At 69.9% G+C, this 24,490-nt stretch carries 24 protein-coding genes; 5 read left to right on the forward strand and 19 right to left on the reverse strand.

Going from position 1 to position 24,490, the window contains the following annotated elements:
* Window positions 1-98 precede the first annotated feature (98 nt).
* The 5 genes from B7W94_RS10405 to B7W94_RS10425 all read right to left on the reverse strand — a co-directional run bounded on the left by B7W94_RS10405 (window position 99) and on the right by B7W94_RS10425 (window position 5,611).
* The gene (locus B7W94_RS10405; protein WP_062765124.1) at window positions 99-947 is read right to left on the reverse strand and encodes an ABC transporter permease; all 849 of its coding nucleotides are present in this window, start codon (window positions 945-947) and stop codon (window positions 99-101) included.
* Window positions 940-1,737 carry an ABC transporter ATP-binding protein gene (locus tag B7W94_RS10410; RefSeq protein ID WP_029989074.1) on the reverse strand — a complete coding sequence of 266 codons (798 nt, stop codon included), beginning with the start codon at window positions 1,735-1,737 and terminating at the stop codon, window positions 940-942. The genes B7W94_RS10405 and B7W94_RS10410 overlap by 8 nt, the downstream gene beginning before the upstream one ends.
* Window positions 1,737-2,840 (reverse strand): ABC transporter substrate-binding protein, encoded by a 1,104-nt coding sequence (locus tag B7W94_RS10415; RefSeq protein WP_231729496.1) that lies wholly within the window; start codon window positions 2,838-2,840, stop codon window positions 1,737-1,739. The genes B7W94_RS10410 and B7W94_RS10415 overlap by 1 nt, the downstream gene beginning before the upstream one ends.
* Before the next feature lie 190 nt (window positions 2,841-3,030).
* Complete coding sequence (locus tag B7W94_RS10420) at window positions 3,031-4,143, reverse strand: DUF6226 family protein (protein WP_085606341.1); 1,113 nt, start codon at window positions 4,141-4,143, stop codon at window positions 3,031-3,033.
* A 22-nt stretch (window positions 4,144-4,165) separates the two neighbouring features.
* Window positions 4,166-5,611 carry a helix-turn-helix transcriptional regulator gene (locus B7W94_RS10425; RefSeq protein ID WP_085606343.1) on the reverse strand — a complete coding sequence of 482 codons (1,446 nt, stop codon included), beginning with the start codon at window positions 5,609-5,611 and terminating at the stop codon, window positions 4,166-4,168.
* Between the two features lie 242 nt (window positions 5,612-5,853).
* Here B7W94_RS10425 and aceA point away from each other — a divergent pair, with 242 nt between their 5' ends.
* The 3 genes from aceA (at window position 5,854) to B7W94_RS10440 (ending at window position 9,443) form a co-directional block, all read left to right on the forward strand.
* On the forward strand, window positions 5,854-7,179 hold the full coding sequence (gene aceA / locus B7W94_RS10430) for an isocitrate lyase (protein WP_085606345.1): 1,326 nt from the start codon (window positions 5,854-5,856) through the stop codon (window positions 7,177-7,179).
* A gap of 108 nt (window positions 7,180-7,287) precedes the next feature.
* Window positions 7,288-8,922: a malate synthase A gene (gene aceB / locus B7W94_RS10435; protein ID WP_085606347.1), complete on the forward strand. Its 1,635-nt coding sequence runs from the start codon at window positions 7,288-7,290 to the stop codon at window positions 8,920-8,922.
* Window positions 8,923-9,011: 89 nt separating this feature from the next.
* The gene (locus B7W94_RS10440) at window positions 9,012-9,443 is read left to right on the forward strand and encodes a hypothetical protein (protein WP_085606349.1); all 432 of its coding nucleotides are present in this window, start codon (window positions 9,012-9,014) and stop codon (window positions 9,441-9,443) included.
* Between the two features lie 16 nt (window positions 9,444-9,459).
* On the opposite strand, the gene B7W94_RS10445 is transcribed toward B7W94_RS10440, so the two are convergent.
* Window positions 9,460-9,978, reverse strand: coding sequence for an Lrp/AsnC family transcriptional regulator (locus tag B7W94_RS10445; RefSeq protein ID WP_085606351.1), 519 nt, complete (start codon window positions 9,976-9,978; stop codon window positions 9,460-9,462).
* Window positions 9,979-10,084: 106 nt separating this feature from the next.
* Here B7W94_RS10445 and ald point away from each other — a divergent pair, with 106 nt between their 5' ends.
* Both ald and B7W94_RS10455 read left to right on the forward strand, forming a co-directional pair.
* A complete protein-coding gene (gene ald / locus B7W94_RS10450) occupies window positions 10,085-11,179 on the forward strand; it encodes an alanine dehydrogenase (protein WP_085606353.1) in 1,095 nt (364 codons plus the stop codon).
* Between the two features lie 81 nt (window positions 11,180-11,260).
* Window positions 11,261-12,463: a pyridoxal phosphate-dependent aminotransferase gene (locus tag B7W94_RS10455; RefSeq protein ID WP_071328936.1), complete on the forward strand. Its 1,203-nt coding sequence runs from the start codon at window positions 11,261-11,263 to the stop codon at window positions 12,461-12,463.
* A gap of 93 nt (window positions 12,464-12,556) precedes the next feature.
* On the opposite strand, the gene B7W94_RS10460 is transcribed toward B7W94_RS10455, so the two are convergent.
* The 13 genes from B7W94_RS10460 to B7W94_RS10520 all read right to left on the reverse strand — a co-directional run bounded on the left by B7W94_RS10460 (window position 12,557) and on the right by B7W94_RS10520 (window position 24,486).
* Window positions 12,557-12,958: a VOC family protein gene (locus B7W94_RS10460; RefSeq protein WP_062765154.1), complete on the reverse strand. Its 402-nt coding sequence runs from the start codon at window positions 12,956-12,958 to the stop codon at window positions 12,557-12,559.
* A 94-nt stretch (window positions 12,959-13,052) separates the two neighbouring features.
* Window positions 13,053-14,474, reverse strand: a complete 1,422-nt coding sequence (locus B7W94_RS10465) for a GntP family transporter (RefSeq protein WP_085606355.1) — start codon at window positions 14,472-14,474, stop codon at window positions 13,053-13,055.
* 39 nt (window positions 14,475-14,513) lie between these two features.
* Window positions 14,514-15,404 (reverse strand): NAD(P)-dependent oxidoreductase, encoded by an 891-nt coding sequence (locus B7W94_RS10470; RefSeq protein ID WP_085606356.1) that lies wholly within the window; start codon window positions 15,402-15,404, stop codon window positions 14,514-14,516.
* Window positions 15,401-16,828, reverse strand: coding sequence for a four-carbon acid sugar kinase family protein (locus B7W94_RS10475; protein ID WP_085606358.1), 1,428 nt, complete (start codon window positions 16,826-16,828; stop codon window positions 15,401-15,403). Before B7W94_RS10475 ends, B7W94_RS10470 begins: the two co-directional genes overlap by 4 nt.
* Before the next feature lie 136 nt (window positions 16,829-16,964).
* Window positions 16,965-17,675: a FadR/GntR family transcriptional regulator gene (locus tag B7W94_RS10480; RefSeq protein ID WP_085606360.1), complete on the reverse strand. Its 711-nt coding sequence runs from the start codon at window positions 17,673-17,675 to the stop codon at window positions 16,965-16,967.
* Window positions 17,672-18,802, reverse strand: coding sequence for a UDP-N-acetylmuramate dehydrogenase (locus B7W94_RS10485; protein ID WP_062765170.1), 1,131 nt, complete (start codon window positions 18,800-18,802; stop codon window positions 17,672-17,674). Before B7W94_RS10485 ends, B7W94_RS10480 begins: the two co-directional genes overlap by 4 nt.
* On the reverse strand, window positions 18,799-19,203 hold the full coding sequence (locus B7W94_RS10490; RefSeq protein WP_062765173.1) for a MaoC/PaaZ C-terminal domain-containing protein: 405 nt from the start codon (window positions 19,201-19,203) through the stop codon (window positions 18,799-18,801). Before B7W94_RS10490 ends, B7W94_RS10485 begins: the two co-directional genes overlap by 4 nt.
* Window positions 19,200-19,655 carry an FAS1-like dehydratase domain-containing protein gene (locus B7W94_RS10495; protein WP_062632842.1) on the reverse strand — a complete coding sequence of 152 codons (456 nt, stop codon included), beginning with the start codon at window positions 19,653-19,655 and terminating at the stop codon, window positions 19,200-19,202. Before B7W94_RS10495 ends, B7W94_RS10490 begins: the two co-directional genes overlap by 4 nt.
* 93 nt (window positions 19,656-19,748) lie before the next feature.
* The gene (locus B7W94_RS10500; RefSeq protein ID WP_085606362.1) at window positions 19,749-20,486 is read right to left on the reverse strand and encodes a GntR family transcriptional regulator; all 738 of its coding nucleotides are present in this window, start codon (window positions 20,484-20,486) and stop codon (window positions 19,749-19,751) included.
* Window positions 20,487-20,500: 14 nt separating this feature from the next.
* Entirely contained in the window at window positions 20,501-21,415 is a 915-nt protein-coding gene (locus B7W94_RS10505; protein WP_082758402.1) for a PfkB family carbohydrate kinase, read from the reverse strand.
* Window positions 21,412-22,254: a carbohydrate ABC transporter permease gene (locus B7W94_RS10510; RefSeq protein WP_062765183.1), complete on the reverse strand. Its 843-nt coding sequence runs from the start codon at window positions 22,252-22,254 to the stop codon at window positions 21,412-21,414. The genes B7W94_RS10505 and B7W94_RS10510 overlap by 4 nt, the downstream gene beginning before the upstream one ends.
* 1 nt (window position 22,255) lies before the next feature.
* The gene (locus tag B7W94_RS10515; RefSeq protein WP_085606364.1) at window positions 22,256-23,137 is read right to left on the reverse strand and encodes a carbohydrate ABC transporter permease; all 882 of its coding nucleotides are present in this window, start codon (window positions 23,135-23,137) and stop codon (window positions 22,256-22,258) included.
* A 65-nt stretch (window positions 23,138-23,202) separates the two neighbouring features.
* Window positions 23,203-24,486 (reverse strand): ABC transporter substrate-binding protein, encoded by a 1,284-nt coding sequence (locus tag B7W94_RS10520; RefSeq protein WP_139833308.1) that lies wholly within the window; start codon window positions 24,484-24,486, stop codon window positions 23,203-23,205.
* Window positions 24,487-24,490: the final 4 nt, after the last annotated feature.

The raw sequence follows: 24,490 nt of genomic DNA on the forward strand, positions 1-24,490 counted from the left end.
CTGGGAGTGGGGGATGGTGTCGTTCGGAGTTTCCGGGCACGCCGGGGGAACCCGGGGGCGCAGGGGTCGCGCCCCCGGGACCGGGGGGGGTGGTGAGCTCAGCCCTTCGCGGTGACCTCGCCGTCGCTCCACCACAGGACGCGCCGGCGCACGACCGCGAGAAGCACGATGAGGAGCACCCCGAGCAGACAGAGCAGGGCGATGCTCGCCCAGGTCACGGGCAGGTTCGCCTGCGCAGCCGAGGTGGTGACGAGGGAGCCGAGACCGGCCTGCTGCCCTGCCGCGACGAACTCGGCCACGGCCGCGCCGACCACGGCGAGGGGCAGAGCGATCCGCAGACCGGCGAACACGTACGGCATGCTGCCGGGGAACCGCAGCTCGCGGAAGATCTCCCACCGCGAGGCGTGCAGCGTCGTGAACACGTCGAGCGCCTTCTGGTCCACGTCGCGGAGGCCCGCGAGCGAGTTCACGAGCATCGGGAAGAACACCACGAGGCCGGTGACGATGAACTTCGGCACCATGCCGAACCCGAAGGCGACGACGAGCGCCGGAGCGATCGCGACGATCGGCGTCACCATCACGATGATGACCAACGGCATGACGGCGCGCTCGATGATCTGGAACTCGGCCATCACGACCGCCAGGAGGAAGCCCGCGAGGATGCCGGCGGAGGCTCCGACGACGACCTCGAGCAGCGTCACGAGGAAGTTGGACCAGTACATGCCGGCGTCCTCGACGAGGCTGGCGCCGATGGCCTCCAGCGTCGGGAGGACGTACGGGTTGGTCCACGCCACGATCTGCCAGAGCAGGGCCGCGATCACGAACGTGATCAGGGTCGGGACCCAGGAACCCCAGCGGAGCCACCCAGGGATGCCGCGTCGGGGCTGCGCCTTCAGCCGGGCGGTGGCGAGGGTCGCGGTGGTGTCTCTCATCGTCAGCTCAGACATGGGCCTTCTCCGTCTGCGCGCGCAGCGCACCGCGCACGACTGCCTCCAGGTCGCGGAACTCGTCCGTCGCGTACGCCTCCTCGGTCCGCGGCCGCGGGAGGTTCACATCGATCACCTCGGCGATGCGTCCGGGGTGGGCGGCCATGACCACGATGCGGTCGGACAGCATGATCGCCTCCGGCACCGAGTGCGTCACGAACATCACGGCCTTGCGGTTCGACTGCCAGAAGTCCAGCAGGGCGATGCGCTGCAGGTCGCGGTTCATCTCGTCGAGGGCCGAGAACGGCTCGTCCATCAGCATGATGGCCGGATCGAACACGAAGGCCCTGGCGATCGCGGCGCGCTGCTGCATGCCGCCGGAGAGCTGCCCGGGGTACTTCTTCAACGCATGGCCGAGACCGAACGTCGACAGCAGCTCGGCCGGGTCACGGAGGGCGCGGTCGCCGTTGGCCCCGCGGTTGATCCGCACGGGGAGCTCGACGTTCTCGCGGACCGTCTTCCACGGCAGCAGCGCCGGGGACTGCGGGACGAGACCGATCTTCTTGTCGCGGGAGGCCGCCGTGACGCTCTCGCCGTCGATCGTGACGGTGCCGGAGTCGGCGTCGAGGAGTCCGGCGACCACCTTGAGCAGCGTGGACTTGCCGCATCCGCTGGGGCCGATCACCGACACGAACTCGCCCATGCCGATCGTGAGGCTCACGTCGTCGAGCACGGTCACCTGGGCTCCGTCGACGCCGAAGGCCTTCGAGACGTTCCTGACCTCGACGCCCGCCCCCTGTGCCGCGGTCATCACTTCTCCGCCCAGATGAGGGTGTCGCCGTCGTACAGGTCGGCCACGAGATCCGGGTCCATCATGTCGGCGATGGCGGGGAGGTCCTTGACATCGCCGTACTCCTGCACGATCTCGTACTCCGGCTGCCACATGTCCGCCGTCTGCACGCCGGGGTTGCCGCCCGCGCTCTCGCGCACCCAGGCCGACTCGACCTCCCACGTGCGGGCGAGCTGATCGCGCGGGAACGCCGCGCCCTGACCGTTCTCCTCCGCGAGGGCCGCCAGCATGTCGATGCACTCGTCCGCCTCGTCGAGGCAGAACTGCAGGGCCTTGAGGCTCGCGCGCATGAAGTCGGCCGCGACCTCGCGGTGCTCGTCGAGGAAGCGCGAGTTCACCTCCATGACGTTGTACGTGCCCTCGACGCCGAGGTCGGCGGGCAGGAACTCGCTGAACGGGAGGTCCTGCGCCTTGAGGGTCTGCGGCTGGTTGGAGGCGTAGCCGACGATCGCGTCGACCTGCTCGCGCACGACGACGGTCGGGTCGTAGTTGGTCATCTTCACCATCTCGACCTTCGAGACGTCGACGCCGGCCTCGTCGAGCATGGCCGAGGCGATGGGCGTGAGGTTGATGAAGTACCCCAGCGAGCCGCCTTCGAGGTCGGTGAGGTCGGTGAGCTTCTCATTGCCGAAGATCGAGAACGGCGGGGTCGTGCCGTACGTCGCGACCGCGGTGAGGTTCTTGCTGTTCGCCGCGGCGAGCATCACGTCGGAGGCGGAGCCGAGCGCGGTGAACTGCGCCTGCCCCGAGGCGACGAGCTGCTGCCCGTTCGCGCCGGAGGCGTTGATCTCCACGTCGAGGCAGAGGTCGTCGAAGTAGCCCAGCTCCTTCGCCAGGAACACGTCGAGCTGCCCGGCGCTGGCGGAGTAGCCGTAGCCGGAGATGTAGGTGATGGTGCCGGCATCCTGGTTGCGCTGGCAGGCGTCGCTGCCGCCCGCGCTCGTGGGGGCGGTATCGCCGCCGGGCGCCGGCGAGGAGCATGCTCCGAGCGTCAGCGTGGCGGCGAGAACGCACGTCAGGGTGGCAGTGGTGCGGAATCGGGTTTCCGCAGAGGAAGTAGCCATGAGGGTCCCTTCTCGGCCGTTCGTCATTGATGGCTCGATGAAAGTAATATAGTCAATCTTGACTAAGCAAGATCAAACTAACTTCCCCTGCACGATCCGGCGACGGATGCACGATTCACCCGCCCCTCGGGTCGTGCACGCGGAACACCGTCGTGCAGGCGGGGCGGAGGTGGGCCGGGGTGGCGCGGGGTCAGGCGGGGGTCGAGCGGAGGGGCCAGGCGGGCCACCAGCCGTCGTCGAGCCCGCGCAGCAGGACGGTCGCGCGCTCTCGCGCCTCCGCGGGCGCCTCCGGGATGGGGCCTGAGCTGCTCTCCCGCCGCTCGCCGTCCGGCGACCGGACCTCCGTGTACAGCCACGCACGGTGACCGACGGGGTACTTCTCCCGGAAGCCGCCAGCGGCGATCGACAGCACGATCCGCTCCAGCTCGTCCGCCGCGGTCTCGGCGGTCTCATCGCACGCATCGCAGATACACGACGGCACGATCGCGTGGAACAGGGCGCCGGCCTCGACGCAGACGGAGGGAACGGCCGGCGTGATCGCGATCTGCGCACCGCGCGCCGGTGCGAGCACGATGCGCTCCGTCGCGCCCTCCCGCGCCTCGACCTCGTACTCGCGGGAGAGGTGCTCGACGAGCGCGTCGACCACGAGGGAGAGCGGTGCGAAGCGCTCCGGGTGGGACTCGCGGGAGTACGACTCCTCCGGCGCGATGCCGTCGGGCCAGCGGTGTCCGTAGCGGATGACCTCGCCGTTCTCGTCATGGAAGTCCAGGAGCGGGAGAGCAGGCCGGACGTACGCGCGCGCCGGGACGACGACCGCGGGAGCGGAATCCTCCGCGGACAGCGCCCTCATCTCCTCGTCGTCGATGTCGTCCTGCTCCCACGACGCGAGCATCTGCAGGAACGCATCCCGCTGGTCGGGCTGCTGCACCATCCCCTGCACGAGACCCGTGACCGGGATCGAGAGGGTGTGGGTCCCGATCTCCGGCTCGCCCGTCATCCTCCATGTCGCGGCCGGGTGCACGACCGCGATGACGTTCCCCACGAACCGCGCCGCCGCCGTGGCCAGCCTCTCGCTTTCCAGCGCCTCTGGATGACCGGCGACGAAGTCCCACGTCGCCCCGAGGTCGACGGCGAGCACTGCGGGGTCGGCCCCCTGGCCCCACGCGAACTCGGCGAAGGGCTCGAAGCCGTCGACGAAGCGGACCGGCCCCGGAGCATCCGCCTGCGGGGGCATCCACAGGATCGCGGCGGCACCCGCCTCGGGCATCGGACCGAAGGGACCGGGGAAGACGTCACTGCTCATCGACCGAGCGTACCGAGCGGGATCACCGGGGCGCGTGAGACTCCAGGAACTCGTACACGTCGGTGGTGTCGACGCCGGGGAAGGCTCCCGTGGGCAGAGTCGCCAGCAGCGTGCGCGGGGTCTTCACGTTGGGCCAGGAGTTCTCGCGCCACCGCTCCTCCAGCTCGGCGGGAGCCCGACGGCAGCACACCTCGACCGAGTGCTTCGAGACGCCGCGGTGCGGGGTGTCCCTGCCCACGAACCACCTCGTGTCGTCGAACCGTACCCCCACGCTCACCGAGTGCAGGCCCTCGCTCGACGCCTCGACGCGGGCGGTGCACCAGTAGGTGCCGTTGCCGGTGTCGGTGTACTGGTAGTACGGGTTGAAGCGGTCATCCTCGTCGAAGACCACCCGGGAGGTCCACCGGCGACAGCACATCTGCCCCTCGATGGCGCCGAGGCGGTCGGTCGGGAAGTTCACGTCGTCGTTCTCGTACGCCTTGGTGATCGTGCCCGACTCGTGCACCTTGAGGAAGTGGACGGGGATGTCGAGGTGCCGCGTGGCGAGGTTCGTGAACCGGTGCGCCGCCGTCTCGTACGATACCGAGTACGCATCCCGGAGGTCTTCGATGGAGATCGCGCGCCGCTGCTTCGCGTCCTTCAGGGCGGGGACGACGTCGGCCTCAGGCATCAGCAGGGCGCCGGTGAGGTAGTTCGTCTCGACGCGCTGCCGGAGGAACTCGGCGTAGCTGCGCGGCTCGGCGTGCCCCAGGATCCGACTCGACAGCGCCTGCAGCACGGCGGTGCGAGCATCACCCTTCGCCGGCACGCTGCTCGACAGGTACAGCCGGCCGTTCGCGAGGTCGGCGACGCTGCGGGTGGTCTGCGGCAGGTCGGCGGCGTAGTGGAGGGTGAAGCCGAGGTGCGCCGCGATCTCGGACGCGGTGCGCTGGGTCAGCGGTCCCCCGGGATGGCCGACGGCCGCGAGGATGTCGGCCGCCTTCGCCTCGAGGTCGGCGAAGTGGTTGTCCTGGCGGCGCATCAAGTGTCGGAGCTCCACGTTGGCACGCCGGGCCTCCTCGGGCGTCGCGGCGCGCTCGTCCTTCAGCCGGTCGATCTCACCCTGCAGGGCGAGCAGCGCCTTCAGCGCCTCCGTGGGCACGCTCTTGGCGATGCGGAACGGCGCGATGCCCAGCGCCTGGAACGTCTGCCCCTTCATCGCGCGCTCCAGGGCGATCTCGATCGCGCTGCGCTCGTCGAGCGGCTCCCCGGAAAGCAGCGCGTCGATGGTCACCCCGAGCGCGCGGGCGATGGCCTGCAACTGCGTAAGCTTCGGCTCGCGCTTGCCGGTCTCGATCATCGACAGCTGGCTCGGCGCCCGATCGACTGCAGCGGCGAGCTCCTCGAGCGTCAGGCCCCGAGCTGTGCGCAGCTGGCGGATGCGTCGGCCGACGGTGAGGGCGTCGGTGTCTTCCGCGGTGTCGTCCATGTCGGCTCCTCTCAGCCCGCCGTCCGCGCCGGTGCGGGATCGGGAACGCTCCGCGCGAGGCCGCGCGGGGATCCTTCTTGATCCCGCCAGGCCGGGTGAGCGGGGCGTGACGGCCCAGTCTGTCACGAAAACAGAAAATCGCGCAAACTTCTCCTCGATTCGACGATGGAGAGCAGGGGAACTTCACACAGAGTGGAGGCACGCCATCGGCACCGACGCCGATTCCCATCCGAGGAGACACCATGACGAACACCGCAGCGACCCCCACCCCGCGCCCCGCCGGCCTGCGCGCCGGCGACCAGGTCCAGACGGCCGCGGAGCTTCAGGAGATCTGGGACACCGACCCGCGATGGGACGGCGTCGAGCGCACCTACTCCGCGGAGGACGTCATCCGCATCCGCGGCTCGGTCCGCGAGGACGCCACCCTCGCCCACCGCGGCGCGGAGAACCTCTGGAACCTCCTGCACACGGAGGACTACATCCGGGCTCTCGGCGCCTACACCGGAGGCCAGGCCGTGCAGCAGGTGCGCGCCGGGCTGAAGGCCATCTACCTCTCCGGCTGGCAGGTCGCCGCGGACGGCAACCTCGCCGGACAGACCTACCCCGATCAGTCGCTCTACCCCGCGAACTCGGTCCCGGCGGTCGTGCGCCGCATCAACAACGCCCTGCTCCGGCAGGACCAGCTCGAGCACGCCGAGGGCGAGATCACGCAGGACTGGCTCGCGCCGATCGTCGCCGACGCCGAGGCGGGTTTCGGCGGTCCGCTCAACGCCTACGAGCTCGCGCAGTCCCTCATCCAGGCCGGCGCCGCGGCCATCCACTGGGAGGACCAGCTGGCGAGCGAGAAGAAGTGCGGCCACCTCGGCGGGAAGGTGCTCGTGCCCACGCAGCAGCACATCCGCACGCTGAACGCGGCCCGTCTCGCGGCGGACGTCGCCGGCGTGCCGACCGTCATCATCGCCCGCACCGACGCCCTCGCCGCCGATCTGCTCACGAGCGACGTCGACGAGCGCGACCGGGAGTTCACCACCGGCGAGCGCACGTCCGAGGGCTTCTACCGGATCCGCCCGGGCATCGAGTCGGTCATCAGCCGCGGCCTCGCGTTCGCCCCCTATGCCGACCTGCTCTGGGTCGAGACCGGGGAGCCGGACATCGCGCTGGCCCGGGAGTTCGCCGCGGCGATCCACGCACAGTTCCCCGGTAAGCTCCTGGCCTACAACTGCTCGCCGAGCTTCAACTGGAAGCGCCACCTGTCGGACGCCGAGATCGCGACGTTCCAGCAGGAGCTGGCAGACCTGGGCTACAAGTTCCAGTTCATCACCCTGGCCGGGTTCCACGCCCTGAACCACTCCATGTTCAACCTCGCCCGCGGTTACGCCGAGCGCGCCATGAGCGCCTACGTCGAGCTGCAGGAAGCCGAGTTCGCTGCCGAGGCCGACGGCTACACCGCCACCAAGCACCAGCGCGAGGCGGGCACCGGCTACTTCGACGTCATCTCCACCGCGCTCAACCCCGACAGCGCGACCCTCGCCCTGGCCGGCTCCACCGAGACCGCCCAGTTCCACTGATTCTCCCCCGAGACCCCCGGTTCTCGTCGAGACCCCGCCCCGCACACGCCGGGAGCCCGGGGTCTCGACGACAACCCGGGGGCTCGGCACAAGGCAAAGGACACGATAATGACCACCGCACCGATGCAGACGACCCGGCAGGGACCCGCGATCGAGATCGCCGGGCCCATGCGCGACCGCTACGACGAGATCCTCACCCGGGAGGCGCTCGCCTTCCTCACCGAGCTCCACCACCGGTTCGCCTCCCGCCGCCATGACCGGCTGGCCGACCGGATGCGCCGCCGCTTCGAGATCGGCAACGGGCACGACCCGCAGTTCCGCGAGGACACCGCGCACATCCGCCAGGACACCACCTGGCAGGTCGCCGGCGCCGGCCCCGGGCTCGAGGACCGCCGCGTCGAGATCACCGGCCCCACCGACCCGAAGATGACGATCAACGCCCTGAACTCCGGGGCTCGCGTCTGGCTCGCCGACCAGGAAGACGCCACGAGCCCGACCTGGAAGAACGTCATCGAGGGGCAGCTGTCCCTGCGCGACGCGATCCGCGGCGAGCTCTCCTTCACCTCCTCCGAGGGCAGGGAGTACCGCGTCACCGCCGAGCGCACCCCCACGATCGTGATGCGCCCGCGCGGGTGGCATCTGCCGGAGAAGCACCTCGCCTTCATCGACCGCGCCGGCCGCCGCACCTCGGCTTCCGGATCGCTGGTCGACTTCGGCCTCTACTTCTTGCACAACGCGCAGGCGCTGATCGAGGGCGGACGCGGACCGTACTTCTACATCGCGAAGCTCGAGTCCAGCGAAGAGGCGAAGCTGTGGGACGACGTGTTCTCCTTCAGCGAGGAGTACATCGGCATCCCGCACGGCACCATCCGCGCGACCGTGCTCATCGAGACCCTGCCCGCCGCGTTCGAGATGGACGAGATCCTGTACGAGCTGCGCGACCACTGCGCGGGCCTCAACGCCGGGCGCTGGGACTACATCTTCTCCATCATCAAGAACTACCGCGGCCGCGGGGCTCGCTTCGTGCTCCCCGACCGCAGCGAGGTCACGATGACGGTGCCGTTCATGCGGGCGTACACCGAGCTGCTCGTCAAGACGTGCCACAAGCGCGGCGCCTTCGCCATCGGCGGCATGAGCGCGTTCATCCCCAACCGTCGCGACCCCGAGGTGACGGCACGCGCGGTCGAGAAGGTGTCGGCCGACAAGAAGCGCGAGGCCGGAGACGGCTTCGACGGCACCTGGGTCGCCCATCCGGATCTCATCCCGACGGCGCAGGCCGAGTTCGACGCCGTGCTCGGAGACCGCCCGAACCAGATCGACCGCCAGCGCGACGACGTGCACGTGGAGGCGCGCGACCTGCTCGACCTGCACATCGGTCGGCCGATCACCGCCCAGGGCGTGCGGGACAACGTCTCCGTGGCCATCCGGTACCTGGAGGCCTGGCTGCGCGGGCTCGGCGCCGTGGCGATCGACAACCTCATGGAGGATGCCGCGACCGCGGAGATCAGCCGCTCGCAGGTGTGGCAGTGGATCCACCAGGACCGCACCACGCAGGACGGCACGCCCATCACGGTCGAGTACATCGAAGGGCTGATCGGCGAGGTGCTGGACGAGGTCGAGCGACGCGAAGGCGACCGCTTCGACGACGCCGCCGAGATCTTCCGCGAGGTCGCCCTCCGCGAGGAGTTCCCGACCTTCCTCACCCTGGGCGCCTACAGCCGGTTCCTGATCGACGAGGACTGACGATGCCGGGATGCCGCGGGCCGCGAGGTCCGCGGCATCCTCGCGTCCCACCCGGCCCGCACGTTCCCTGCCGGGCGTAGCCTGGAGCCATGAGCGCCGTATGGGACAGCATCGCCGAGGAGTTCCTGCACCTGTACCCGCGGGGGCGACGGCTGGTCGCGGTCGCCGGGGCCGACGCCGAGCGTTCGCGCGCGGCCGCGGATGGCCTGGCCGCCGCTCTCACCGCTGCCGGCCAGACCGTCGAGCGCGCACACACCGCCGACGGGGAGGAAGCCGCTCTCCGCACCGACGTGGTCGGGCCGTTCCGCGCCACCGACAGCGACGCCGTGCTCCTCGTGTCCGGACCGGGCGCGATCGTGTCGCCGAGCGCACGCGGGATGTGGAACTACGTCCTCTGGCAGCTCGCGGGAGACGAGCCCCCGCACACCGCGGCGAACGCCCTGGTCGACGTGACCGATCCGGCCCATCCCACCCGGCGTTTCGCCGACTACTGCGCCGTCCCCTCCTCGTTCGAGACCTGAGTCGCCGCGCGCCGACTCAGTGGAACGACGCGGCGACCGAGTTGCGGTGGTAGTCGAACACGATGCTCGTGCGGGTCGATGCCACGCTGCTCTGCGCGGACAGGTGCTCGAGCACGAACTCGCGCATCTCCGATGAGTCGGCGACCGCGATGTGCAGGAGGAAGTCGTCGTCCCCGCCGAGGAAGAACACCTGGATCACCTGCGGCAGGGCACGCACGCGGTCCGCGAACTCCACGATGCTCTCCCGCCGGGCGGCCGGGCGCAGGCTGACGCCGATGATCGCCTGGAGTCCGGCGCCGAGCTCGCGTTCGTCGACGCTCGCGTGGAACCCGGTGATGACCCCGCGCTCGATCAGCCCGCGCAGGCGTGCGTGTGCCGTCGACGGGGCGACTCCCAGTCGTCCGGCCAGCTCGGCGTTCGTCATCCTGCCGTCGGCGATGAGGAGCTGCACGATCCGCGCGTCGGTGGGGTCGAGCGCGGGAGCCCGAACGCTGTTCGGCTCGGATGACGCGGCGGCGGTGGTCATACGAAGCATTATTCAGGATTCGAGCCTTCACCGAAGAGTCTTCATCGAATCTGTCGATGTCTCGACGTTTCTGCGATCCTTGTCTGCACCCTGCGCCCCGACACCTGGAGGATCGATGAAGATCGGCGTCCCGACCGAAGTCAAGAACAACGAGAACCGCGTCGCCCTCACCCCGGCCGGCGCCGATCGGCTCGTGCGGGAAGGGCACCGCGTGCTCGTGCAGTCGGGAGCCGGCGTCGGGTCGAGCATCGATGACGACGCGTACCGCGCGGCCGGTGCCGAGATCGTCGCGACCGCCGCCGACGCGTGGGGCGAGGCCGACCTCCTCATCAAGGTCAAGGAGCCCGTGGCCGAGGAGTACGGCTTCCTCCGTCCCGACCTCACGCTCTTCACCTACCTCCACCTCGCGGCCGATCGCCCGCTGACCGAGGCGCTCGTCGCGGCCGGCACGACCGCCGTCGCCTACGAGACCGTGCAGCTGCCGGATCGCACCCTGCCGCTGCTCGTGCCGATGAGCGAGATCGCCGGCCGCCTCTCCGTCATCATGGGGTCCCACTCGCTGCTGCGCTCGCAGGGCGGCCGCGGCATGCTGCTGGGTGGCATCGCCGGCACCCCGCGGGCGAAGACCGTGGTGATCGGCGGCGGCGTCGCGGGCGAGCACGCCGCCGCGAACGCGCTCGGACTCGGCTCCAAGGTCACCGTCGTCGACGTGGCGCTCCCCCGCCTGCGCGAGCTCGAGCACCGCTACGGCGGTGCTCTGGAGACGCGCGCCTCCAGCCGGTACGACATCGCCGAGGAGCTGACGACGGCGGATCTCGTCATCGGATCCGTCCTGATCCCCGGCGCCGCGGCCCCCAAGCTCGTGACCGACGACATGGTCGCGGCCATGAAGCCGGGGTCCGTGCTCGTCGACATCGCGATCGATCAGGGCGGCTGCTTCGAGGGCTCCCGTCCGACCACGCACGATGACCCGACCTTCGCGGTGCACGACTCGATCTACTACTGCGTCGCGAACATGCCGGGCGCCGTTCCGACGACCGCGACCCGGGCGCTGACGAACGCCACCCTCCCCTACGTCTCGGCGATCGCGGCCGAGGGCTGGGAGCGGGCGGCCTCCGACGACGCCGCCCTCGCGAAGGGGCTCAACGTGCAGGGGGGACGCATCACCCTGGACGCCGTCGCCCAGGCGCACGGCCTCACGACCGACTGACCTGCCGAACCCGAAAGAACCTCGGATCTTGGCGTCATCCCACACCTCCCCCGCCGTATCGACCCGAGTACGCTCGTAACCGTGACCGAACGCGCTCCTCTCTCCCGCAAGCTGTCCGCCATCGCCGAGTCCGCGACCCTCAAGGTCGACGCCAAGGCCAAGGCCCTCAAGGCCGAGGGCAAGCCCGTCATCTCGTATGCCGCGGGCGAGCCCGACTTCGCCACGCCGCAGTTCATCGTGGATGCGGCGGCCGAGGCACTGGCCGACCCCGCGAGCTACCGGTACACCCCCGCTCCCGGGCTGCCGGCGCTGCGCGAGGCGATCGCCGCCAAGACGCTCCGCGACTCCGGCCTCGAGGTCTCCCCCGGCCAGATCATCGTCACCAACGGCGGCAAGCAGTCGGTGTACCAGGCGTTCCAGGCCGTCGTGAACCCCGGCGACGAGGTGCTGCTGCCGGCCCCGTACTGGACGACCTACCCGGAGGCGATCCGTCTCGCGGACGGCACGCCCGTCGAGGTCTTCGCCGGCGCCGACCAGGAGTACAAGGTGACCGTCGAGCAGCTCGAGGCCGCCCGGACCGACCGCACGACGGTCCTCGTGTTCGTGTCGCCGTCGAACCCCACCGGCTCGGTGTACACGGCCGAGGAGACGAAGGCCATCGGCGAGTGGGCGGTGGAGCACGGCATCTGGATCATCAGCGACGAGATCTACCAGAACCTCACCTACGAGGGCGTCAAGGCGACCTCGATCGTGGAGGCCGTGCCGGAGGCCGCGAACCAGACGATCCTCGTCAACGGGGTCGCCAAGACCTACGCGATGACCGGCTGGCGCGTGGGCTGGATGGTGGGTCCGGCCGACGCCATCAAGATCGCCGGCAACCTGCAGTCGCACCTCACGAGCAACGTGAACAACGTCGCGCAGAAGGCGGCGATCGCGGCGCTCAACGGTCCGCAGGACGAGGCCGAGAAGATGCGCGAGGCCTTCGACCGCCGCCGCCAGCTCATCGTGTCGGAGCTGTCGAAGATCGACGGACTCGTGGTCCCGAACCCGCTCGGCGCGTTCTACGTCTACCCCGACGTGCAGGGCCTGCTCGGTCGCACCTGGGGTGGCGTGACCCCGACCACCTCGCTGGAGCTCGCCGACCTCATCCTCGACCAGGCCGAGGTCGCGGTCGTCCCCGGCGAGGCGTTCGGTCCGTCGGGCTACATCCGCATGTCGTACGCGCTCGGTGACGACCAGCTCCTCGAGGGCGTGCAGCGCCTCCAGCGTCTGTTCTCCTCCTGACCCGAGACCCCGCTTTACCGCCGAGACCCCCTCGTACCTGCGCAGGTTCGAGGGGGTCTCGGCGTGAACGCGGGGTTTCGGCGAGGGAGGCGGTCAGTCCTCGGGGTGGAAGCCGATCAGCCAGCGGATGCCGTAGCGGTCCACCAGCGTGCCGTCGAAATCTCCCCACGGGCGCTGTTGCAGCGGGTCGATGACGCGGCCGCCGGCGGAAAGCTCGTCGTACCAGCGGGTCAGCGTTCCGGGGGCGGCGGTGCCGAGGAGCGAGAGGAACATCCCGCTCATCTGGACCGCGTCGTCATCGGCTCCCGCGTCGGCCCCGGCGAGTTCGACCAGCCCGCTGAGCTGTCCGTGCGCGACGGCATCGCCCGGACCGTCGTGACGACCCGCGCTCGCGTAGTCCATCAGCTGGAGCTCGCCGCCGAAGACGTCGCGGTAGTGGCCGAGCGCTTCGGCGGCGTTGCCGGGGAACAGCAGGTACGGGATTAGTCCGCTCATCCCGCGAGCGTAGTCCGCCGTGGCCCCGGTCACCACCCGCCGGGGACGACGAACGGCCGCCACCCGGAGGCGACGGCCGTTCATAGGAGCGCGGTCAGGAGACCGGGATCACCGCGTACAGGATCCAGGTCAGCGCGAAGCCGGCCACGCCCAGCACCGTCGTGAGCGGCGTCCACGTGCGCAGACCGTCCTTGACCGAGAGGCCGAGGTACCGCGTGACCACCCAGAATCCGGAGTCGTTCACGTGGCTGAGACCGAGGCCGCCGTAGCCGATGGCGACTGCGAGCAGCGCGGTGTGCGCGGTGTCGAGCCCCATCGTGGAGACCGACGGCAGCAGGAGCCCCGCGGTGGTGGCGATCGCGACGGTGGCGGATCCCTGGGCGGCACGCATGATGAGGGAGATGAGGAAGGCCGCGAGGAGCAGGGGCATGCCGCTGGACGCGAGCACCTCGGCGACCGCTCCACCGATCCCGGTCTCCGTGAGGATACGGCCGAAGGCACCACCGGCACCCGTGACGAGGATGATGACGGCGGCGGCCGGCAGCGCCGACTCCATGACCTCGCCGAGGTGGGAGGCCGACCAGCCGCGGCGCACGCCGAGCAGGTACATCGCGGCGGCGATCGCGACCATGAGGGCGAAGATCGGCTGACCGACCATGCTGAGGAATCCGTTCCAGAACGTGCCCGCCTCGAACAGCGGCGCGACCGCGGTACCGAGCATGATGAGCACGAGCGGCAGGAGGATGAGGCCGAGGACGGTGCCGGCGCCCGGCGCCTTCTCGCCCTCGCCGAGTCCGCCGGTGAGCGTCGACTTCTCCGTCCCGAAGTTGTCGTACATCTCCTTCGTGGCCGCGAGCATCGCGAACTCGCGGGTGTTGATCCACTTCGCCACCAGGTAGGACAGCACGCCGAGCGGCACGGAGATCGCGAGGGAGAAGATCGTGACCCAGCCGATGTCGGCACCGAGGATCGCCGAACCGCCGACGATGCCCGGGTGCGGGGGCACCGCGACGTGCACGGCGAGCATGATGCCCGCGACCGGCAGGCCGAACTTGATCGGGTTGAGACCGGCCACCTTCGAGAAGGCGAACACGATGGGGATGAGGATGATGAAGCCGGCGTCGAAGAACACCGGGATCGCCAGGATGCCGGCGGCGATGACGAGCGCGATGCCGACGCGCTTCGGGCCCAGCCAGCTGGTGAAGCGTCCGGCGAGCGACTCGGCGCCGCCGGACAGCTCGATGATCTTGCCGAGCATCGAGCCGAGGGCGACGAGCACGGCCACCGAGCCCAGCGTGCCGCCGACACCGGCGATGATCGCCTGGATGACGCCGAGCTGCTCGGGGGTGTCACCGTCGGCGGGGATCGTGGTCAGCGGCAGGCCTGCCGCGATGCCGACGATGATCGACACGAGGATGAGGGCGTAGAACGCCTGCATCTTGAACCGGATGATGAGCAGGAGCAGCAGGCCGAGGCCTGCCAAGCCGATCAGGATGAGGATCGGAAGAGGAAGCATCTCTGGATCTCTTCTTTCAGTGAGGGCGCGACGTCGCGCTCAGGACAGTCGTTCGGGTGCGACGACGCGGATGACGGCGGAGTCGTCCAGGGCGCCGAGGCCCTGCGCTTCGCCGAGGAGGAACAGCTGCTCAGCCGCGGCGGCGACCGGCGTGGACAGGTGCGCCCGGCGGGCGGCGTCGCCGACGATGCCGAGGTCCTTGACGAAGATGTCGAGGCGGCTGAGCACCTCGGCGCCGTCCTCGTCGTAGGCCTGCAGGGCGCGCGGACCGCGGTTGCCGAGCATGAAGGAATTCGCGGCACCGGCCGTCAGCGCGTCCAGCGTGCGGGCGCGGTCCAGTCCGAGGGCGTCGGCGAGCGCGAGCGCCTCCGCGGCCGCGGCGATGTGCACGCCGCAGAGGAGCTGGTTGACGGTCTTCAGCGCCTGGCCGTCCCCGGGCTTGTCGCCGACGATGGACAGCGTCGAGGCGAGCTGGTCGAGCACGGGCCGCGCGGTCTCCAGAGCGGTCGGGGTGGCGCCGACGACGATGAGGAGGTCGCCCTCCCCGGCACGGACCGGCCCTCCGGACAGCGGAGCGTCGACGAGCTGCGCACCGTGCGCGGCGAGCTGGGCGGCGATCGCATCGATGCCGTCCGTGCCCACCGTGCTGGTGAGGATCACGACCGCGCCGTCGGCGAGGTGCTGGGCGAGCCCGTCCTCACCGAAGAGCAGCGCCTCGAGCTGCGCGCCGGTCCGGACGGCGACGAGCACCGCGTCGGCACCGTCGACGGCGTCCGCCGCCGAGGAGGCCGGCGTGACGCCCGCCTCTGCGGCGAGGGCGACGCGCTCAGCGGCGATGTCGAAGCCGCGCACCGCGAAGCGCTCGGCGAGGCGGGTGGCCATCGGCAGCCCCATGGCGCCGAGTCCGATGACAGCGACGGTGGATGTCATGAGTGTCCTTCCGGGTTGTTTCCGTCGTCGCCTGCGAGCGTGGCGACGACCGTGACGAGGGAGTCCGCGTCGCCGACGTTGCCGGCGAACACGACGTACGGGATGCCGACCGCGGGGCCGGTCTCCGGCTGCCACAGCGACACGAGGCCGGGCAGCATCGGACCGAGCACGGTGGCCCGGCGGATCTCGAGGGCCTCGCTCGCGACATCGCTGGAGGTGATTCCGCCCTTCGCGATGACGAAGCGGGGCGGAGCGATGGCGAGCACCCGACGCACGAGCTCGACCACGCCGCTGGAGATGCGGCGGGCGATCGCGAGGCTCTCGTCGCCGTCGGCGCCCGTGATGAGTTCGCGGGTGGTGTGCACGATCACGGTCCCCGTGGCGAGCGCTTCGGCGACGGCGCGCGCCTGCGTTTCGAGATGGGACTCGCGATCGGGGCCGACGAGGGCGCGCACGTCGAGTTCGACGGTGCGGGTGCGAGGCCGCGCCGCCGTGAGGGCTTCGAGCTGGGCGGTGGTGAGCGGCACGTGGCTGCCGACGACCACGAGACCGCCGCGGTCGTGCGCAAAGGGGATGTCCTCCGCCCGCACCGGCTCGGCGATCTCCTGTCCGATGTGCGCGCGCACGTAGGGCGGACCGACGCGGAGGAGCACGTCGCGGTCCCGCAGGCGGTGCAGCGCGAGCGCGACGACGCGCATGTCCGATTCCTCGACCACGTCGACCGCGACGACCGTGCCGTCGGGCAGCGTCTCGAGGACGCCGGCCACGGCGTCCACGCCGGCGCGGATGGTGCGGATGTCGAGACCCGCGACCGCCGATGCCGGGATGCGTCCGCCTGTCTTCTCGGCGACCCACTCGCGCAGGTCGGAAGAGGCGTAGCCGAAGGTCGCGTCCGCCGCGAAAGGCGTCTCGCCGACCGGCGTGGCCTCGCCGTCGGTCACCCAGTAGTGCACAGAGTCGACCGTGATGCGCCCGGCGTCCGGGAATGCGGGGACGAGCAGGGTCAGCGCGGGGGCGTGGCCGGTGCGGGATCCGATCTCCGCGAAGAGGACATCGGTCTCGAGCGGGAAGTGGCCGCGCAACGTCGAGTCGCCCCGGGAGACGAACGTCACGCGCCGCCCCTGGGCCTCGGCGGCGGCGAGGGCCACGTCGACGATCTCGCGATTGCGGGCGGCCGCGGCCTCCTCGTCGAGGGACCGGGTGTTCGTGAGCACATAGACGGCGGCGGCGCCGGTCGCGAGCGCCTCGTCCAGGTCGGCGCGCTCCCATCGGGTGAGGACCGGGAGGTTCGCGACCGACTGCGTGCCGGTCGGGTCGTCGTCGAGGACGAGGAGCACGTCGGCGGGGTCGACCTCGGTGCGGACGTCGGCCGCGGTGACGGCGACGGGTGCAGGCAGGGGGGCCAGCAGGTCGTCGATGTGCACACGAACTCCTTCGTTCCGGAAGATGGCCCGTGGTGGGGGCCACGGGCCAGGGGAATCTGCATCGTTATCCGATATCAGATAACGATGAGCGTACCTCACGATCACCGTCCCTCCAAACCGACGGAGAGCGTACTGCTCAGCGCCCGTGGACGTAGTGCAGCAGGTCGTCGCGGGTCTGGCGCATGTGGCTGCGCATGGCCTGGCGGGCAGCCGCACCGGACCCGGTCCGCATCGCGTCCAGCACCGCCGCATGCTCCTCCAGCGCGTGCTCCCGGATGTCCGGGATGGCGCTCGTCTCGCTGCGGGTCGCCTGCAGCATCGTCGTCAGCGGGCGCATCGAGGCTACGAGGATGCGGTTCTCCGCCGCGCGGATGATCACGTCGTGGAAGGCGAGGTCAGCGGCCACGAAGGCGTCCACGTCGGCCCGCTCGTGCGCCGCCTGCATCTCCTCGAGGAGCGCGGCCATCTCGGCGAGGTGCTCCTCGGTGCGCCGACCCGCCGCGAACTCCGCCGCCCCGGTCTCGAACATCATGCGCATCTCGAGCATCTCCAGCGAGGAGCGCTCTCGGGCGCCTGCGCTCTGGGCGTGCCGGACGACCGCGTCGAGGCCCGTCCACTCGTCGGTCGGCGCGATGCGGTGTCGGGTGCCGGGCACCGCGACGATCACGCCCTGCGCCTGCAGGAGGCGGACGCCCTCGCGCATCGTGAGGCGGGAGACCCCGAACTGCTCCGCGAGCTCCCCCTCGGGCGGCAGCGGCTGTCCGGCCTCGAGCCGACCCGCGATGATGGCGTCGAGCAGTCCGTCCACGACGGCCTGCGTCCGCGACACCCGCTCGAGCTTCGTCACAGGTCGACGCCCACCAGAACGGGTTCCGGCTGCAGCACCAGACCGAACTCGGCGTGCACACGGTGCTGGATGAAACGGGCGAGCTCGGCGACCTCGGCCGCCGTGGCGCCGCCCCGGTTGGTCAGGGCCAGGGCGTGCTTGGTCGAGACGGACGCCCGCGAGCGGGGCAGCTTGAACCCCTTGCGGATACCCGCCTGCTCGATCAGCCAGGCGGCGCTCACCTTCACGTCCGGGGCCTCGGTCTTCGTCGGCGGCACGTGTCCGTCGTAGGAGGCGAGGGGAATGACGGTCACGGCGTCGAGATCGGGGGCCACCGGCCAGCGCGGGCACTCCGGCGGGAGGGACCGGGCCTGCGCGGCCGTGACGATCGCGTTCTGGAAGAAGGAGCCGACCCCGTGCGTGTCCGGGTCGTCGGCGTCGAGCAGCATGCCCTTCGATGCGCGCGTGGCGAGGATGCGCTCTCGGACCCATGTCAGCGGCACCGGGGTGTCGTCGGTCAGACCGAGAGCGCGTCGCAGCTGCTCCCCGCGGACCACGCGTTCGCGGGCGACGAGGAGATCGACCGTGAGGGACAGGATCACGGCCCGGCGCTGCGGCTCGCTCCCGTGATGGTGCTTGAGCACCGAAGTGCGGAATCCGAGCCCGAGCTCGGTCGCCGGAACAGTGGAGATCTCGCCGGAGTCCTCGTCGATCAGCTCGACCTCGACCAGGGTCTCCTGGATCTCCTGCCCGTAGGCGCCGATGTTCTGCACAGGCGCGGCGCCGACCGTGCCGGGGATGCCGCTCATGGCTTCGAGCCCGGCGTAGCCCCGCTCGACCGCGTACGACACCAGGTCGTCCCAGCCGTGTCCGGCCTGCGCGCGCAGGCGGATGCGGCCGGCGTGCGGCGACGGGAGCTCTTCGATGCCGCTCGTGCGGATGCGGATGACGGTGCCCTCGAACGGCTCGTCGCCGACGAAGAGGTTCGAGCCCCCGCCGAGCACCAGCCAGGGGTCGCCCTCCGCCCAGGTCTCCCGGAGAACCTCGACGAGCTCCGCCGTCGTCGTCGCCTCGCGCATGCGCGCGGGAGCGGCGCCGGTGCGGAGCGTGGTGAGCTCGGCCAGCCGGATCGGCTCGACGTCGCTCATCGGACGGCGACGCGCAGCTGCGCCTTGACGAGCACGGTGGTCTCGCCCGTCGTGACCTTGAGGTCGATGCGCGCGGACTCGTCGTCCACCGCGCCGACCGTCGCGACGACGTGCACGTCGGCGCCGGTCTCGGGATCGACCACCACGGGCTTCGTGAAGCGCACGCCGTAGTCGAGGATCCGGGTCTGCGGGTCGAGCGCGGCGACGACCACGGACGAGGCGATCCCCATGGTCAGCATGCCGTGCGCGAGCACGCCGGGAAGGCCCACCGCGGCGGCGACGTCGTCGCGGTAGTGGATCGGGTTGAAGTCCCCGGAGGCGCCGGCGTAGCGGACGAGAGACTCCCTCGTCAGGTGCACGGTGCGCTCGGCCAGCACGTCTCCCACGGTGAACGCGCTCATGCGGCCTCCTCCTCGGCGCCCACGAGCAGCACGCTCGTGGCGGTGACGACATGCGCGCCCCCGTCGTCGGTGATCTCGGCCTCGCTCGTGATCATGGCGTTGCCGCCCATCATGCGGATGCCGGTGACGCGCAGCTGCGCCGTCAGCTCGTCTCCCGCGACGATCGGCCTGGTGTAGCGGAACCGCTGCTCGGCGTGGATGGTCCGCGCCAGGACGATGCCGGAATCCGGCTCGGCCAGCAGCTGCTGCAGCGTGAGGTCCTGCAGGACCATCGCGAAGGTCGGCGGCGCGACGACGTCGGCGAAGCCCGCCGCACGGGCCGCCTCGACGTCGGTGTGCTGGGGGGCGTCGGCGAAGACGGCGCGCGCGAACTCGCGCACCTTCTCCCGTCCGACGAGGTAGGGGGCGGTCGGCGGGAACTCCCGGCCGACGAGTTCTTGGTTCACTGCCACCCGTCGATCCTACCGAGGCACGCCGACAGTCCGGTCCGGGCGGGGCCGGCGGAAACCCGGACGATATGCGGCATCGCGAGACCCGGGCTGCCCTCATCCCTGGGAGCGAACCACCATGTTCAGCGTCATCCGACTCGGAACGACCTTCACCCGTGACGTGTGAACGACCTCACCAGCCCGGTCGAGTGCGCGCTTCCGGACGACGATGAGCGGATCGTGCTCCGGGCGGGCCAGCCACTCCGCGGTCTGCGCGGTCGTGAAGCCGACGTCGATCTCGCGGTACATCTCCGAGAACTCGACGCCGTACATGTCGCGGAGCACCTGATACGTGGAGGTGTCGTGGTCGATGTGCCGATCGAAATCCGGGAAGCGCGTCAGAGAATACCGACTGTCGTCGATGGAGAGCGGGATGCCGTCGAGAGCGAAGACGCGTACCAGCCGGAACACCGGGTCGCCGACGGGGACGCCGAGGCGGCGCGCGCGCTTCTCGTCGGCGGGGGTCGTCTCAGCGCGCATGATCCGTCGGGACTTGACCCCGTCTGCCACCACGGTGTCCGCGAAGCCACCGAGGGTCATGGCGCCGATCACCTCGCGTCGCGGAGCGACGAAGGTCCCACGGCCCTGCTGTCGACGCACGATGCCGAGGCCCTCGAGGTCGGCCACCGCCCGCCGCACGGTGATCCGGCTGACACCGAAGCGCTCGCACAGCTCGGGTTCGGACGGAAGCCGCTCGCCTTCGGCATAGGTCCCGGCGTCGATCTCCCGCATCAGCAGGCTTCGCACCTGTTCGTGCAGCGGGGTCGAACCGACGGCTGACGACAGCTGAGTCACGTCGGAGTCCTCCTCTACGGCGCCGGGTATCGTCGCAGCATCTGCGCGCGTGCGTCGTCCCCCGCATGCACAGGGTATCCGAACGCCCCGCGCAACGTGCAGGCGAGCGCTCCGCTGACAGCGGCGATATCGAGGCTTTCGGCGAGATCGGCCCCGCCCGCCCGCGCCGCGAGGAACCCGGTGAGGAAGGCGTCCCCGGCGCCGAGCGCATCGACGGCGTCGACCTCGCGGATACCGGTACGCCGCACGGAAGTGGCGTCGAAGCCGACAGAGCCGCGGGCACCCCGCGTCACCACGGCCGACCCCATACCGCAGGCCACGGCGAAGCGGCCGAGGGCGTCGATCTCGGAATCACTGCGGTGGCCGCCGGAGAAGAACCCCACGTCGACGTGCGGAGCTGTCGCCCGGATCACATCCGGCGACGCGTCGTCGGAATAGTCGTACGACACGCGGCTCCCCCGTTCCGCGATGGCCGGAAGCTCCGGCTCCAACGACGAGTAGACCGAGGTGTGCACGCGGTCGAAGCCGGAGAGGTACTCGTGATCGGCCTCGCTCAGACGCAGCCGCAGCTCGGCCTGGACTCCCCCGCGGTTCGAGGCGACGAAGCGCCGGTCGCCGTCCTCGTCCAACGCGACGAAAGCCATGCCGTTCGCGCCGCGCACGCGTCTGATGCGGGCGCCGTCCACTCCGACCTCGTCGAGGACGCCCCGCACGTGGTCCGCGAAACGGTCGTCTCCCATGATCCCGACGAATCCGGCTGTGCCGCCGAAGAAGAGCCGGCTGTACGCGGCGACGTTCAGGGCGTTGCCCCCGGGGTAGGCCAGGTCCTCATGCAGATAGCAGTCGAGCACGTTGTCCCCGACGCCGACCAGCGAGGGCGGTGGGACCGCGGCGAGCGCATCCCGGAGCTGATCCGTATCCATCGTCATCCCTTCACACTCCCCGCCGCGACGCCGGCGACGAAGTACCGCTGCAGCGCGAGGAACACCACCACGATGGGCAGGGCCGCGATGGTCAATCCTGCCAGGAGCACACCCCACTCCGTGGAGAGGGAGTCGCGGAACGACATGAGTCCCGCGGGGATGGTGCGGAGCGCATCAGCGTCGATGTAGACGATCGCGAAGAGGAACTCATTCCAGGCGAAGTAACCGGTGAGGACGGCGGCGGTCGTCAGCACGGACGCGCTCAGCGGCAGGTAGACGTGCCGGAAGACGCCGAACGAGCGGCAGCCATCGATGGTCGCGGCGTCCTCGAGCTCGCGGGGGATGCCGAGGAAGACCGAACGGATGAGCAGGATCGCCATCGGCAGACGGAACGCCACATAAGGGAGGATCATCGCCCAGTACGTGTTCAGCAGTCCCATCGTGTCGAGAAGGCGGTAGAGCGGGATGAGGCTCACCTGCGGTGCCACCACCAGCCCGCCCATCGCCACGATCAACACGACGTTCGCCACGCGGCTCGACAGCCTCACCATGCCGTAGGCGCACAGTGCCGCGAGTGCGACGGTCGCGGCGGTGGAGATGACCGTGACGATGACGGAGTTGAGGAAGTAGTCGGAGATCCCGCGATCCCAGGCGGCGGCATAGTTCTGGACGAGCCAGACCGACGGCAGCCCCCACGGATCGGCGAAGATCTCGGATGAGGACTTGAACGAAGAGATCACCATCCAGAGCAGGGGGTAGGCGATCACGACGGCGTAGACGGCCAGGATCACCTGGACCGGAGCACGGCGGATACGCTCCGCCGGACGAAGCCGGGTACTGCTCATGTCATTGCCTCCCGCTTCGGAACGAGACCATCTGCACGACGGACAGCACGAGCGTGATCACGAAGATCAGGCTCGCGATGGCCGAGGCGTAGCCCATCTCGTTCTGGAAGAAACCCTGGTTGTACATATAGGTCGCGAGGACCTGGGTGGTGTTTCCCGGACCGCCCTTGGTCAGGATGTAAGGCTCGTTGAACACCGTGAAAGCGCCGGAGACGGTGAGGATCATCGCGACGAAGATCATCTCCTTGGCCTGCGGGACGGTGATGCTGAAGAACTGGCGAACCCGTCCGGCGCCGTCCAGCGACGCGGCTTCGTAGTACTCCTCCGGGATCTGCTGCAGTGCGACGACGTAGAGCATGCAGACGTAGCCGATGCTCTGCCACTGGGAGACGCCGATGACCGCTACCATCGCCGTGTCGACATCGGCGAGCCACGCCGTCTGCAGGCTGCCGAGTCCGATCGCCTCCAGCAGAGCGTTGAGGAGTCCGCCGCGGGCGTTGTACACGAACGTGAACAGCAGCGCGATCACGGTCATCGAGATCACGGCGGGCAGGAAGTACACGCTGCGCAGGAATGCGCCCATGCGCGGACCGAGCAGCCGGGTCAGCCAGGCGGCGATCACGAGGGCACCACCCACCTGGCACACGATCGAGACGATCGCGTACAGGATGTTGTTGCCCAGGGCCGTCGCGATGATCGGATCACCGAAGAGCCGCGCGAAGTTGTCGAGGCCGACGAAGCGCATCTCGCCGCTGCCGGCGCTGAAGGAGAAGAAGCCGAAGGCCGCATTGGCGACCAGCGGGTAGTACACGAACACCCCGATCAGGATGATCGCGGGAAGCACGTAGAGCAGGTTCGACCAGGCTCGAGAGCGTGTTCTCATCACGGTGTCTCTTCCGAAAGGTGGGAGGGGCCGCCGGCCGAGGATGCCGGCGGCCCCGGTGCGGATCAGGAGGCGTCGCGCACGCGCTTCGCGGCTTCCTGCACGGCGGCCATGACTCCCTCGGGGGTCTGCTGGCCGCTGAGCATCAGCTGAGTCTCGGACAGGTACGCCTGCACGATCTGCGGATCGTAGGCGTTGTCGAGCCAGGTCGTCATCGCCGAGGCGTCGACGATCCCCTGGGCGAGCTCCCGTGAGATCTCGGGCACGTCCGCCTCCTCGACCGCACCCTTGACCGGGCTCAGCTCGCCCGCGCGCTCCGCATAGGCGATGCCGCTCTGCTTGCTGAGCAGGAACTCGAGGAACCGCTGCGCCTCCTCGGGGTGCTTCGTGGTCTTCGAGATCGCGAAGCCCTCCGGAGCTCCGGTCAGCTCCGCCGGATCGCCCTTGCCCCCCTCGACCGCAGGGAAGTTGAACGTGCCGTACTCGAACTGCGCGTCGCCGAAGTACCCCACCTCGGCGCTCTGCATGTACATGATCGGCGCCTCCCCCGCGATCCAGGCGTTACGCGCGATCTCATGCCCGACGGCCGTGAGGTCGTCGTTCATGTACTCGGCGAGTTCCTGGAAGCGCTCCAGCGCCCGGACATACCCCTCGTCCGTGAACGCGCCGGTCGCCGGATCCTGATCCGCTGCGAACACCTCCGGATCGACGACACGCTGATTCAGCGTGCCGACGTAGTGCGCGATCGTCCACTGCTCCTGCGCGCCGTACTCGATCGGGGTCATGCCGGCGTCCTGGATCGTCTCCAGGACGTCGATGAACTCGTCCCACGTCGCCGGCGGCTCGAGACCCAGCTCCTCGAACACGTCTTTGTTGTAGAAGAACAGCTTCGACTGCATCCCCACCGGCAGACCGTAGGAGGTGCCGTCGACCTCGAAGGCTTCCAGCTGACTCGGGTAGAAGCTGTCCCGGAAGTCCGTGTCCTCCTCGAGCCACGGCCCGAGATCGAGCAGGGCGTCGTTGGAGACGAGCTCGTCCACGAACGAGCCACTCCAGGTGAACAGTACGTCCGGAGCGTTGGCGGAGCCCGCGACGACCTTCACCTTGTCCTTGTAGGCGTCGTTGAGCACGCTCTCGACGGAGACCTTGATGTCGGGGTTCTCCTTCTCGAACTCCGCCACCATGTCGGTGTAGTACGAGTTCTTCGGCTCGTTGGGCCAGCGGTGGAAGAAGCTGATCTCCACCTGGCCGTCCGAGGCCTCGCTCTCGCCGCCGGCGCACGAGGCCAGGGGCAGGACGAGGGCGGCGGCGGCCGCAGCCGCCACGCCGATCCGGGCTGATGTTCGCATCGTT

Origin of the sequence: Microbacterium sp. LEMMJ01, assembly GCF_002114135.1 — a bacterium.
In the GTDB taxonomy this organism is placed as follows: domain Bacteria; phylum Actinomycetota; class Actinomycetes; order Actinomycetales; family Microbacteriaceae; genus Microbacterium.